The following is a 12,840-nucleotide window of genomic DNA, read 5'->3' on the forward strand; positions in this document are numbered from 1 at the left end:
TAATTAGCGGTTGGGGGAGGGTGCAATTTGGAACTGAACTTCTTAAGTGAACACAACGCGCAATTCGTTGATTTAGAAGATGAAGAAATTGTCGAGTATGTCAGGAAGGGTGATGTATTGGCACTTGAGTACTTAATTCATAAGTACAAAAATTTTGTACGCGCCAAATCAAGATCGTACTTTTTAGTAGGTGCAGATCGAGAAGATATCATCCAAGAAGGTATGATTGGCTTATTTAAAGCAATTCGAGACTACAAAGAAGACAAGCTCTCATCATTTAAAGCATTTGCAGAGCTTTGCATCACTCGCCAAATTATTACAGCTATTAAAACGGCTACAAGGCAAAAGCACATTCCTTTAAATTCATATGTTTCATTGGACAAGCCTATCTACGATGAAGAATCGGATCGTACGCTCTTGGATGTTATTTCTGAATCCAAGGTGACAGATCCTGAGGAAATGATTATTAGTCAAGAAGAGTATGTTGACATAGAACTTAAAATTTCTGAATTATTAAGCGATTTAGAAAGGAAGGTACTTTCTTTATACTTGGACGGGCGTTCTTATCAAGAGATTTCTGAATTACTGAATCGTCACGTCAAATCAATTGATAATGCGCTGCAGCGTGTGAAGCGCAAAATGGAGCGCTACGTAGAAATGAGAGAAAGTGCGGCAATGAATTAGATGATACATATAACACCTTGCGTCTGTCTGTCGCAGGGGATTATATGTATCATTACTGTATAAGTTTATGCAACTTATAAGCCATAAGAAAATAAAGGTGCGAGAATGTGTCGCTAGGTAGGCTCTGACTGTAGTCACACATTATCTGCTCTATCCTGTTAAAAAGAATGTTATTTTTCTGTGTATACATGCATATTTCTCTCATTATATCTTATACCTGCAATTGACATGCCTTTTTAACATATGGTACAGTTTTAAAGACATAGTTTCATAAGGCTGGTGTAAAGATGCGTAAAAAAGTTGTACTTTCATGCACGAGTTGTAACAGCAGAAACTACTCCACAATGAAAAAGGCAGACTCTGCGGAGCGGCTTGAAATGAAGAAATTCTGCAAATCTTGCAATGATCATACGATTCATAGAGAAACAAAATAAGAATTGCTATTCATATTGGAGGTCCCGTAAATGCGTTTGACTACCTTTTTTGGCGATGTAGGTCGTGAAATGAAAAAAGTAAGTTGGCCAAAACGAGCAGAACTTGTTCGTTCCACCATTACAGTTCTTGTTACTGTTGTATTTTTCGCTATCTTTTTTGCGGTATTAGACATGGGTATTTCTTCACTAATCCGTTTAATTCTTGAATAAGATGCGCGTGTACATGGTATAATAATATCTATACGAACTGTGTTGAAAACCCGGTGAACGGGTTTTTTCGTTTGAGCAAAAATAATAGAGTCGGGGAGGGAAGGACGGTTGTCCTAACGGAATGGAAAAACGCTGGTATGTAGTGCATACGTATTCTGGTTACGAAAATAAAGTAAAAACGAACCTAGAAAAACGTGTAGAAACAATGAATATGCAAGATAAAATTTTCCGAGTGGTTGTACCGGAAGAAACAGAAGTAGAAATGAGAAATGGCAAAGAGAAGCTCATGAAGCGAAAGGTGTTTCCAGGCTACGTTTTAGTAGAGCTTGTCATGACAGATGATTCCTGGTACGTTGTGCGTAATACACCTGGTGTAACAGGTTTCGTTGGTTCTGCGGGATCTGGTTCAAAACCCACACCTTTGTTGGAGGAAGAAGTTGCAGTTATCTTAAAACGTATGGGTGTAGAAAGTGAAAAGGTTGACTTTGACTTTGAAATGAAAGAAACGATTCGCGTCAAGGAAGGTCCTTTCGCAAACTATACAGGTATAATTGAAGAGATTGATATGGAAAAGCAAAAAGTAACTGTGCTTGTTGATATGTTCGGTCGCGAAACGCCGGTAGAACTTGATTTTAATCAGGTTGAAAAATTATAAGAATAAAACTTGAAATCCAAAACAAAAAGTGATAATATCTTTAAAGTCAGTATGTCTTCATACAGAAGACAGTAACTTGCATACTTTTATCTCATAAAGAGATGAAAGAATAGAGTGGGAGGGCAAAAGCCCATTTACCACATCACGGACTTAAGGAGGTGTGTCTCGTGGCTAAAAAGGTAATTAAAGTTGTTAAACTACAAATTCCTGCAGGTAAAGCTAATCCAGCTCCACCGGTTGGTCCGGCACTAGGACAAGCGGGTGTTAACATCATGGGCTTCTGTAAAGAGTTCAACGCTCGTACAGCAGACCAAGCTGGTTTGATCATTCCTGTTGAAATTACGGTATTCGAAGACCGTTCTTTCACTTTCATTACAAAAACTCCGCCTGCTGCTGTTCTATTGAAAGTAGTAGCTGGAATTCAGTCTGGTTCTGGTGAACCAAACCGTAATAAAGTGGCAACTGTAAAGCGTGATAAAGTACGTGAAATCGCTGAACAAAAAATGCCAGATCTAAACGCTGCTAGCGTAGAAGCTGCTATGCGTATGGTCGAAGGTACTGCTCGCAGTATGGGCATTGTTATCGAAGACTAATTTCGATTTGTTTGTTGCAAAAGAAGGTTGCGGGTAACACTGCAACCTTTATTATCGTAAAATATGTCAGGTTTTATATACAAGGATGGTGCCTTATCCTCTAAAAAGGCATATACGTGGGAGGTTATTCCGCTAAAACCACATTCAAGGAGGAAATTGAAATGGCGAAAAGAGGTAAAAAGTACCTAGAAGCTGCAAAGCTTGTAGATCGTGCTACTGCTTACTCTGTAACAGAAGCAATTGAGCTTGTTAAGAAAACAAACCCTGCTAAATTTGATGCGACTGTAGAAGTTGCATTCCGTTTAGGTGTAGACCCTAAGAAAGCTGACCAACAAATTCGTGGTGCTGTAGTACTTCCAAATGGTACTGGTAAAGTACAACGCGTGTTGGTATTTGCTAAAGGTGAAAAAGCGAAAGAAGCAGAAGCTGCTGGCGCTGACTACGTAGGAGATTCTGACTTCATCAACAAAATCCAACAAGGTTGGTTCGATTTTGATGTGGTAGTTGCAACTCCAGATATGATGGGTGAAGTTGGTAAGCTTGGTCGCGTATTGGGACCTAAAGGTTTAATGCCAAACCCTAAAACTGGCACAGTTACATTTGATGTAACAAAAGCAGTTAACGAAATCAAAGCTGGTAAAGTAGAATACCGCGTTGATAAAGCTGGTAACATCCACGTTCCAGTAGGTAAAGTATCTTTCGAAAACGATAAGATTGCTGAAAACTTACAAACAGTATATGAAGCTATGCTTAAAGCTAAGCCATCTGCTGCTAAAGGAACTTACATGAAGAACGTAACAGTTTCTTCTACAATGGGACCTGGCGTAAAAGTAGACGTTTCTACTTTTGCATAATAATTGGAAGTTGACTTCTTATTGAAGTTTGTATATAATCAATAACGTTGTTAATTTAATTACCTGTACCGTAGACAGTAGGTGCCAATTGGCTTAATTTCCTACCGAGGTGTTTGAATAGAAACGGATCTTTTTCTGTGACTATAAAACCTCCATGTCTGCTTAGCGTGGAGGTTTTTTATGACGCACGGTATCGGTACAATCCAGTCTTACAGGAGGTGTAACGATGAGCAAAGCAATCGAAGCAAAACAAGTAGTAGTAGCTGAAATCGCAGGCAAACTTAAAGAGAGTAAATCAACAATTGTTGTTGACTATCGCGGTCTGACTGTTGGTGAAGCAACTGAACTTCGTAAGCAATTACGTGAAGCTGGCATCGAGTTCAAGGTTTACAAAAACACATTGACTCGTCGCGCGGCAGAAGAAGCTGAAATGGCTGAACTGAACGAATACCTTACAGGTCCTAACGCTATCGCATTCAGCAATGAAGATGTAGTAGCACCTGCTAAAGTATTGAACGATTTCGCTAAGAAGCATGAAGCTTTAGAAATCAAAGCTGGTATCATCGAAGGTAAATTAGTATCCGTAGAAGAAGTTAAAGCAATCGCTGAACTTCCATCTCGCGAAGGCTTACTTTCTATGTTGCTTAGCGTTCTTCAAGCTCCAATCCGCAACCTTGCACTTGCTGCAAAAGCTGTGGCGGACCAAAAAGAAGAACAAGGCGCTTAATTTTCGCCTACAACCAATTTTTATTAACTTAAACTACGTGTAAATAAGGGAGGATCTTCAAATGACTAAAGAACAAATCATTGAAGCGGTTAAAAATATGACTGTATTAGAACTTAACGACCTAGTTAAGGCTATCGAAGAAGAATTCGGCGTAACTGCTGCTGCTCCAGTAGCTGTTATGGCTGGTGGCGCTGCTGAAGCTGCTGCTGAGAAAACTGAGTTCGATGTAGTACTTGCTAACGCAGGCGCTCAAAAAATCAAAGTTATCAAAGTTGTTCGTGAACTTACAGGTCTTGGCTTGAAAGAAGCTAAAGAACTAGTTGACAACACGCCTAAAGCTGTTAAAGAAGGCGCTTCTAAAGAAGAAGCTGAAGAAATCAAAGCTAAACTTGAAGAAGTTGGAGCAGTTGTTGAAGTTAAGTAATTTCACTGATGCTGCATAAAAAAGCTCGCTCTTATGCGAGCTTTTTTTTATCCTTATATATTATGAGGTTTTGAAGTTTATATTGTGTGCCGCGTATAGGATCTGCAGTATCATGTCTATAACAAGGATATTGTAATTTCTGTACGATATAAGAGGTGAGAATAGTGACAGAGCATTATTTTTCAAATAGCCCGACTAGTAAGAGTGATAAAAGAAAATGGCAATTCCCGTTGCGTGGACGCACTATGCAGTTTTATTCTGATCACGGCGTTTTTTCTAAGAGTGAAGTAGATTTTGGTTCTCGTTTATTAATTGAGATGTTTGAGCTGCCTGCGGTAGAAGGTGCGTTGCTTGATGTAGGCTGCGGTTATGGTCCAATTGGTTTATCGCTTGCGAAAGAATTTGATCGTCATGTTGATATGGTTGATGTAAACGAACGTGCTATGGAATTAGCGGCTGAAAATGCACAATTAAACGGGGTGAAGAATGTTCGTATATTTTCTAGTAGTGTATATGAAAATGTACAAGGTTCTTATGCTGCCATTTTATCTAACCCTCCCATTAGAGCGGGGAAGCAGGTTGTTCATGAAATTTTAGAGAAAGCTTATAACCACTTAGTGGTGGGCGGGGAACTTTGGATTGTAATTCAAAAGAAGCAAGGAGCGCCTTCAGCTATAGCTAAGATGGAAGAAGTGTTTGGGTCTGCAGAAACTGTAGAAAAGAAAAAAGGATATTATATCATAAAATCAAAAAAACGTTGACGGTTATTTTTGGTTGTGTTAACATTATACAATGCCAATGTGTGATTTTCTGGGTTTCTTTAGTATGTATATTTTTTGGAAACTTGGAAATGATAGTAAAATCGGTAAAAACGTGAAATAGAATGATGGTTTTCTGATGAGAAACCATTTTTCTTTTTTGCAGGCTAAGAATGAAAACTGTATTAAGGCTACGCTTTAGAAGTGTTAGTCGTCTTTTGTTTGTTGTTTTGCACTTTTAAAAGTGCATTTTTATAATACTCATGATTTGAGGGGTGAAGCAGTTGACAGGTCAACTAGTTCAATACGGACGCCACCGCCAACGAAGAAGTTATGCCCGTATTAGTGAAGTATTGGAGTTACCAAATCTTATTGAAATTCAAACCTCTTCTTATCAGTGGTTCTTGGATGAAGGTTTGCGCGAAATGTTCCAAGACATTTCTCCTATCGAGGACTTCACAGGTAATCTATCGCTTGAATTCATTGACTACAGCTTAGGTGAGCCTAAGTACTCTGTAGAAGAATGTAAGGAACGCGACGTTACATACGCTGCGCCGTTGCGTGTGAAGGTACGCCTTATCAACAAAGAAACAGGCGAAGTGAAAGAGCAAGATGTATTTATGGGTGATTTCCCGTTAATGACGGAGACTGGTACGTTCATGATCAATGGAGCAGAACGTGTTATCGTTTCACAGCTTGTTCGTTCGCCGAGTGTATATTATAGTGGCAAAATTGATAAAAACGGAAAGCGTGGTTTCACAGCGACTGTGATTCCAAACCGTGGTGCTTGGTTAGAGTATGAAACAGATGCAAAAGATGTTGTGTATGTACGTATTGATCGTACACGTAAGCTTCCTGTAACAGTGTTGCTTCGTGCATTAGGTTTTGGCTCTGATCAAGAGATTGTAGATCTTTTAGGGGAAAATGAGTACTTACGTAACACCCTTGAGAAAGACAATACAGATAGCACTGAAAAAGCATTGCTTGAAATCTATGAGCGTCTTCGCCCAGGTGAGCCGCCTACAGTAGAAAATGCCAAAAGCTTGCTAGTTTCCCGTTTCTTTGATCCGAAGCGCTATGATTTAGCGAATGTAGGACGCTATAAAATGAACAAAAAGCTTCATATTAAAAATAGATTGTTTAATCAGCGTGTAGCAGAAACATTGGTAGATCCAGAAACAGGAGAAATCCTTGTTTCAGAAGGTACTATTCTTGATCGCCGTACGCTAGACCGTATTCTTCCTTATTTAGAGAAGAACATTGGCTTCAAGGTTGCAAAACCTATGGGTGGTGTAATTGATGAAGATGTAAATATGCAGTCTATTAAGATTTATGCACCTGAATCAGATGGTGAGCATGTGATCAATGTAATTGGTAATGCCAACATCGATCGAGGTGTAAAGCATATTACACCTGCTGATATTATTTCTTCTATCAGCTACTTCTTTAACCTTCTTTATAAAGTAGGAGATACAGATGATATTGATCATCTAGGCAACCGCCGCTTACGTTCTGTAGGTGAATTGTTACAAAATCAATTCAGAATTGGTCTTTCTCGTATGGAACGTGTTGTTCGCGAGAGAATGTCTATTCAAGATACGAATGCGATCACGCCACAAGCGTTAATTAACATTCGTCCAGTTATTGCATCTATTAAAGAGTTCTTCGGTAGCTCTCAGTTATCTCAGTTCATGGATCAAACAAACCCATTGGCTGAGTTAACACATAAACGTCGTCTATCTGCACTTGGACCTGGTGGTTTAACACGTGAGCGCGCAGGTTTTGAAGTGCGTGACGTTCACTACTCTCACTATGGTCGTATGTGTCCGATTGAAACGCCAGAGGGACCAAACATTGGTTTGATTAACTCCTTGTCTTCTTTTGCGAAGGTGAATGAGTTTGGTTTCATTGAAACACCGTATCGTCGTGTTGACCCTGAAACAGGTCGTGTTACAAACCGTGTAGATTATCTAACTGCAGATGAAGAAGATAACTATGTGGTAGCACAAGCAAATATGCGTTTATCTGATGAGGGAGACTTTATTGATGAAGATATTATTGCTCGTTTCCGTGGTGAGAACATCGTCGTAAATCGCGATCGCGTCGATTATATGGACGTATCACCTAAGCAGGTTGTTTCTGCTGCGACGGCTTGTATCCCGTTCTTAGAGAACGATGACTCCAACCGTGCGCTAATGGGAGCGAACATGCAACGACAAGCGGTTCCTTTGTTAAACCCTGAGGCGCCAATTGTCGGAACAGGTATGGAATACGTTTCTGCCAAAGACTCCGGTGCGGCAGTTATCTGTAAACATCCGGGCGTTGTAGAACGTGTAGAAGCAAAAGAAGTTTGGGTACGTCGTTATATTGATGTAGACGGACAAAAAGTAAAAGGCGATTTAGATCGCTACAGAATGTTGAAATTCATCCGCTCTAACCAAGGAACATGCTACAACCAGCGTCCAATTGTAAGTGTTGGTGATGAAGTAGTAAGAGGGGAAATCCTTGCTGATGGACCATCTATGGAAAAAGGTGAGCTTGCGCTTGGTCGCAACGTGCTTGTTGGCTTTATGACATGGGATGGCTACAACTACGAGGATGCAATCATCATGAGTGAACGCCTTGTAAAGGATGATGTGTATACATCTGTTCACATCGAAGAGTATGAGTCAGAAGCTCGTGATACAAAGCTTGGACCAGAAGAAATTACGCGCGATATTCCGAATGTTGGAGAAGATGCACTTCGTAACCTAGACGAGCGCGGCATCATTCGTATTGGCGCGGAAGTAAAAGACGGTGACCTTCTTGTAGGTAAAGTAACGCCAAAAGGTGTAACAGAGCTTACTGCTGAAGAACGTCTATTGCATGCAATCTTCGGTGAAAAAGCGCGTGAAGTACGCGATACATCTCTTCGTGTTCCTCACGGCGGCGGCGGTATTATTCTGGATGTGAAAGTGTTCAACCGTGAAGATGGCGATGAGCTTCCTCCAGGTGTAAACCAGCTGGTACGTGTGTATATCGTACAAAAACGTAAAATTTCTGAGGGTGACAAAATGGCCGGTCGTCACGGTAATAAGGGTGTTATCTCCCGTATTTTACCGGAAGAAGATATGCCTTTCCTTCCAGACGGTACGCCAATTGACATCATGTTGAACCCGCTAGGGGTACCTTCTCGTATGAACATTGGTCAGGTGTTAGAGCTTCACCTTGGTATGGCAGCACGCCATTTAGGTATTCATGTAGCAACGCCTGTATTCGATGGTGCACGTGAAGAAGATGTTTGGGCAACAATTGAAGAAGCGGGTATGGCTCGTGATGCAAAAACAGTTCTATACGATGGACGCACAGGGGAGCCTTTTGATAACCGTGTATCTGTCGGTGTTATGTATATGATTAAACTTGCGCACATGGTTGACGATAAGCTACATGCTCGTTCTACAGGACCTTACTCACTTGTAACGCAACAGCCGCTTGGTGGTAAAGCGCAATTCGGCGGACAGCGCTTCGGTGAGATGGAAGTATGGGCACTGGAAGCTTACGGTGCAGCATACACATTGCAAGAAATCTTGACAGTAAAATCCGATGACGTTGTAGGACGTGTGAAAACGTACGAAGCGATTGTTAAAGGCGAAAATGTTCCAGAGCCAGGTGTACCAGAGTCCTTTAAGGTATTAATTAAAGAGCTTCAGAGCTTGGGTATGGACGTAAAAATGATGTCAAGCGACGATGAAGAAATCGAGATGCGTGACATGGATGATGATGATGATCATCAATCTGCCGATAGACTAAACATCGAAGTTGAGACAACGAAAGAATAATTGGGTATAACCTGTAGATTAAAAGGGAGGTAGGCCCCTTGATAGATGTAAACAACTTTGAATATATGAAGATTGGACTTGCTTCACCTGACAAGATCCGTTCTTGGTCACATGGTGAAGTTAAGAAACCTGAAACGATTAACTACCGTACATTAAAGCCTGAAAAAGACGGTTTGTTCTGCGAGCGCATTTTCGGTCCTACAAAGGACTGGGAATGCCATTGTGGAAAATACAAACGCGTGCGCTACAAAGGTGTTGTATGTGATCGCTGTGGCGTTGAAGTTACTCGTGCAAAAGTACGTCGCGAGCGTATGGGTCACATTGAGCTAGCTGCTCCTGTTTCTCACATTTGGTACTTCAAGGGTATTCCGAGCCGTATGGGTCTTGTCCTTGATATGTCTCCGCGTGCACTGGAAGAAATTATTTATTTTGCTTCTTATGTTGTAACGGAAAGTGGCGATACACCTCTTGATAAAAAGCAACTTTTATCTGAAAAGGAGTACCGCGCATACCGTGAAAGATACGGAAATACATTCCAAGCATCTATGGGTGCAGAAGCAATTAAAAAGCTACTTCAAGACATCGACTTAGATAAAGAAGTAGATTATTTAAAAGAAGAATTGAAAACAGCACAAGGACAACGCCGCACACGTGCGATCAAGCGTCTAGAAGTGCTGGAGGCATTTCGTGGTTCTGGTAACGAACCATCTTGGATGGTACTTGATGTACTTCCGGTTATTCCACCGGAGCTTCGTCCGATGGTTCAATTGGATGGTGGTCGTTTTGCGACTTCTGACTTGAATGACTTATATCGCCGTGTAATCAACCGCAACAACCGTTTAAAACGTCTTCTTGACCTTGGTGCACCAAGCATCATCGTACAAAACGAGAAGCGTATGCTTCAAGAAGCGGTAGATGCATTAATCGATAACGGTCGTCGTGGTCGTCCAGTAACAGGGCCTGGTAACCGTCCATTAAAATCTCTTTCTCACATGCTAAAAGGTAAGCAAGGCCGTTTCCGTCAAAACCTGCTTGGTAAGCGTGTTGACTACTCTGGTCGTTCTGTTATCGTCGTAGGACCGAACTTGAAAATGTACCAATGTGGTCTTCCAAAAGAGATGGCTCTTGAACTGTTCAAGCCTTTTGTTATGAAAGAGCTTGTAGAAAAAGGATTAGCACATAACATTAAGAGTGCGAAACGAAAGATTGAGCGTGTACAGCCTGAAGTTTGGGACGTATTGGAATCTGTAATTAAAGAGCATCCTGTACTTCTAAACCGTGCCCCAACGCTTCACCGTCTTGGTATTCAAGCGTTTGAACCAACTCTTGTAGAAGGTCGCGCAATCCGTCTGCATCCACTTGTATGTACAGCATATAACGCTGACTTTGATGGAGACCAAATGGCGGTTCACGTACCGCTTTCATCTGAAGCACAAGCGGAAGCTCGTCTATTAATGCTTGCTGCGCAAAACATCCTAAACCCGAAAGATGGAAAACCTGTTGTTACACCATCTCAGGATATGGTATTAGGTAACTATTACCTGACTCTGGAGCGCGAAGGTGCAGTCGGTGAAGGTATGGTATTTAAAGATACAAACGAGGCTTTGCTTGCATATCACAATGGGTATGTACATTTGCATACACGCGTTGCGGTTGCAGCAGGTTCATTAGATAACGAAACGTTTACAGAAGAGCAAAGAGGCATGTTGTTGTTAACAACAGTAGGTAAGTTGATTTTCAACGAAATCCTACCAACTTCTTTCCCTTATATCAATGAGCCTACAAAAGATAACTTAGAGAGAGAAACACCTGCTAAGTACTTTGTTCCAAAAGGCGCAGATATAAAAGCAATTATTGCTGAGCGCGAAGAAGTAGCACCGTTTAAAAAGAAAATCCTGGGTAACATCATTGCGGAAGTATTCAAGCGTTTCAAAATTACAGAAACGTCTCGTATGCTTGACCGTATGAAAAACCTAGGTTTCAGATACTCAACAAAAGCTGGTATTACGGTTGGTGTTGCAGATATCGTAGTATTGGGTGAAAAGGAAGAAATTCTTCGTGAAGCACAGGCGAAGGTAGACACAGTTACAAAGCAATTCCGTCGTGGTTTGATTACAGAGGAAGAGCGCTATGACCGTGTTATCACAATCTGGAGTAATGCAAAGGATGTTATTCAAGGTAAGTTGATGAAATCCTTGAATAAACGCAACCCGATCTTCATGATGAGTGATTCTGGTGCCCGTGGTAACGCATCAAACTTTACGCAGCTTGCAGGTATGCGTGGATTGATGGCCAACCCGTCAGGACGTATTATCGAACTTCCAATTAAATCAAGTTTCCGTGAGGGTCTGACTGTACTAGAGTACTTCATTTCCACGCATGGTGCGCGTAAAGGTCTTGCTGATACAGCGCTTAAGACTGCCGATTCCGGTTACCTGACTCGTCGTCTTGTTGACGTTGCACAGGACGTGATTGTTCGTGAGGATGATTGCGGAACTGATAGAGGCTTGCTTGTACGTGCAATTAAAGAAGGTAATGAAGTCATCGAATCATTATATGATCGTCTAGTAGGTCGCTTTGCAAGAAAAACAATTAAGCACCCAGGTACACATGAAGTGCTGGTTGCTGAAAATGAATTAATTACAGAAGATCTTGCTACAGTTGTGGTAGAAGCTGGTGTAGAAGAAGTACACATCCGCTCTGCGTTCACATGTAATACGCGTCACGGTGTATGTAAGAAATGTTACGGCCGCAACCTTGCGACAGGTACTGATGTAGAAGTCGGCGAAGCAGTAGGTATTATTGCAGCGCAGTCTATCGGTGAGCCTGGAACACAGTTGACGATGCGTACATTCCATACAGGTGGGGTTGCGGGAGATGATATTACACAAGGTCTACCGCGTATTCAAGAGTTGTTTGAAGCACGTAATCCAAAAGGTCAAGCGGTTATTTCTGAGATCGATGGTGTTGTGTCTGCAATCAACGATGTAAAAGATCGTCAAGAAGTAATTATCCAAGGTGATGTAGAGTCACGCCCTTATGTAATTCCATATGGCGCGCGCTTGAAGGTTGCTGAAGGTCAGCAAATTATGCGCGGTCAAGAACTAACAGAGGGTTCTATTGATCCAAAGGAATTACTAAAAGTAAAAGATATTACAGCAGTACAAGAGTACCTATTGCGCGAAGTACAAAAAGTATATCGTATGCAAGGGGTAGAAATCGGCGACAAGCACGTTGAAGTAATGGTACGTCAAATGCTTCGTAAGGTTCGCGTTATGGATGCAGGTGACACAGATGTACTGCCTGGTACACTACTGGATATTCACCAATTTACAGATGCGAACGCGAAAGTATTGCTCGAAGGTAAGCAGCCGGCAACGGCACGTCCTGTCCTTCTTGGTATTACAAAAGCGTCTCTTGAAACGGATTCCTTCTTGTCTGCAGCTTCCTTCCAAGAAACAACACGCGTTCTTACAGATGCAGCAATTAAAGGTAAGCGCGATGAGCTTCTTGGCCTGAAAGAAAATGTTATCATCGGTAAGTTGGTTCCTGCTGGTACGGGTATGAGCCGTTACCGTAAAGTAGAACTTACAAAAACTTCAGCTGAAGATGAAACACTTGAAAACACAGAGGTTTATGTAGAAAGTTAAAATTTTCTAGTATAAATAATATGTAAAAGTGCA

At 41.4% G+C, this 12,840-nt stretch carries 11 protein-coding genes and 1 other annotated feature; all 11 genes read left to right on the forward strand.

Annotation, left to right across the window (positions count from 1 at the left end):
* The first annotated feature begins 27 nt into the window (after positions 1-27).
* The gene (locus MUG87_RS13145) at positions 28-684 is read left to right on the forward strand and encodes an RNA polymerase factor sigma-70 (protein ID WP_247082759.1); all 657 of its coding nucleotides are present in this window, start codon (positions 28-30) and stop codon (positions 682-684) included.
* A 287-nt stretch (positions 685-971) separates the two neighbouring features.
* Positions 972-1,118: a 50S ribosomal protein L33 gene (rpmG, locus tag MUG87_RS13150; protein ID WP_124565486.1), complete on the forward strand. Its 147-nt coding sequence runs from the start codon at positions 972-974 to the stop codon at positions 1,116-1,118.
* A 30-nt stretch (positions 1,119-1,148) separates the two neighbouring features.
* Positions 1,149-1,328 carry a preprotein translocase subunit SecE gene (gene secE / locus MUG87_RS13155; RefSeq protein ID WP_247082760.1) on the forward strand — a complete coding sequence of 60 codons (180 nt, stop codon included), beginning with the start codon at positions 1,149-1,151 and terminating at the stop codon, positions 1,326-1,328.
* A gap of 121 nt (positions 1,329-1,449) precedes the next feature.
* Positions 1,450-1,983, forward strand: coding sequence for a transcription termination/antitermination protein NusG (nusG, locus tag MUG87_RS13160; protein ID WP_247082761.1), 534 nt, complete (start codon positions 1,450-1,452; stop codon positions 1,981-1,983).
* A gap of 167 nt (positions 1,984-2,150) precedes the next feature.
* Complete coding sequence (rplK, locus tag MUG87_RS13165) at positions 2,151-2,576, forward strand: 50S ribosomal protein L11 (RefSeq protein ID WP_164464297.1); 426 nt, start codon at positions 2,151-2,153, stop codon at positions 2,574-2,576.
* A 161-nt stretch (positions 2,577-2,737) separates the two neighbouring features.
* Positions 2,738-3,430 (forward strand): 50S ribosomal protein L1, encoded by a 693-nt coding sequence (gene rplA, locus MUG87_RS13170; RefSeq protein ID WP_247082762.1) that lies wholly within the window; start codon positions 2,738-2,740, stop codon positions 3,428-3,430.
* A 50-nt stretch (positions 3,431-3,480) separates the two neighbouring features.
* Positions 3,481-3,619, forward strand: a sequence feature (ribosomal protein L10 leader region).
* 37 nt (positions 3,620-3,656) lie between these two features.
* On the forward strand, positions 3,657-4,157 hold the full coding sequence (rplJ, locus tag MUG87_RS13175; RefSeq protein WP_124565491.1) for a 50S ribosomal protein L10: 501 nt from the start codon (positions 3,657-3,659) through the stop codon (positions 4,155-4,157).
* 61 nt (positions 4,158-4,218) lie between these two features.
* Entirely contained in the window at positions 4,219-4,581 is a 363-nt protein-coding gene (rplL, locus tag MUG87_RS13180) for a 50S ribosomal protein L7/L12 (protein WP_247082763.1), read from the forward strand.
* Between the two features lie 164 nt (positions 4,582-4,745).
* Positions 4,746-5,342, forward strand: a complete 597-nt coding sequence (locus tag MUG87_RS13185) for a class I SAM-dependent methyltransferase (RefSeq protein ID WP_247082764.1) — start codon at positions 4,746-4,748, stop codon at positions 5,340-5,342.
* A gap of 281 nt (positions 5,343-5,623) precedes the next feature.
* Positions 5,624-9,157, forward strand: coding sequence for a DNA-directed RNA polymerase subunit beta (rpoB, locus tag MUG87_RS13190; protein WP_247082765.1), 3,534 nt, complete (start codon positions 5,624-5,626; stop codon positions 9,155-9,157).
* 38 nt (positions 9,158-9,195) lie between these two features.
* The gene (gene rpoC, locus MUG87_RS13195) at positions 9,196-12,807 is read left to right on the forward strand and encodes a DNA-directed RNA polymerase subunit beta' (protein ID WP_247082767.1); all 3,612 of its coding nucleotides are present in this window, start codon (positions 9,196-9,198) and stop codon (positions 12,805-12,807) included.
* Positions 12,808-12,840: the final 33 nt, after the last annotated feature.

It is taken from the genome of Ectobacillus sp. JY-23 (assembly GCF_023022965.1).
Classification (GTDB): Bacteria; Bacillota; Bacilli; order Bacillales; family Bacillaceae_G; genus Ectobacillus.

Bases quoted from the DNA above. Each gene is read 5' to 3' on its own strand.
- rpmG (WP_124565486.1), top strand. From the start codon at position 972: ATGCGTAAAAAAGTTGTACTTTCATGCACGAGTTGTAACAGCAGAAAC.
- secE (WP_247082760.1), top strand. From the start codon at position 1,149: ATGCGTTTGACTACCTTTTTTGGCGATGTAGGTCGTGAAATGAAAAAA.
- nusG (WP_247082761.1), top strand. From the start codon at position 1,450: ATGGAAAAACGCTGGTATGTAGTGCATACGTATTCTGGTTACGAAAAT.
- rplA (WP_247082762.1), top strand. From the start codon at position 2,738: ATGGCGAAAAGAGGTAAAAAGTACCTAGAAGCTGCAAAGCTTGTAGAT.
- rplJ (WP_124565491.1), top strand. From the start codon at position 3,657: ATGAGCAAAGCAATCGAAGCAAAACAAGTAGTAGTAGCTGAAATCGCA.
- rplL (WP_247082763.1), top strand. From the start codon at position 4,219: ATGACTAAAGAACAAATCATTGAAGCGGTTAAAAATATGACTGTATTA.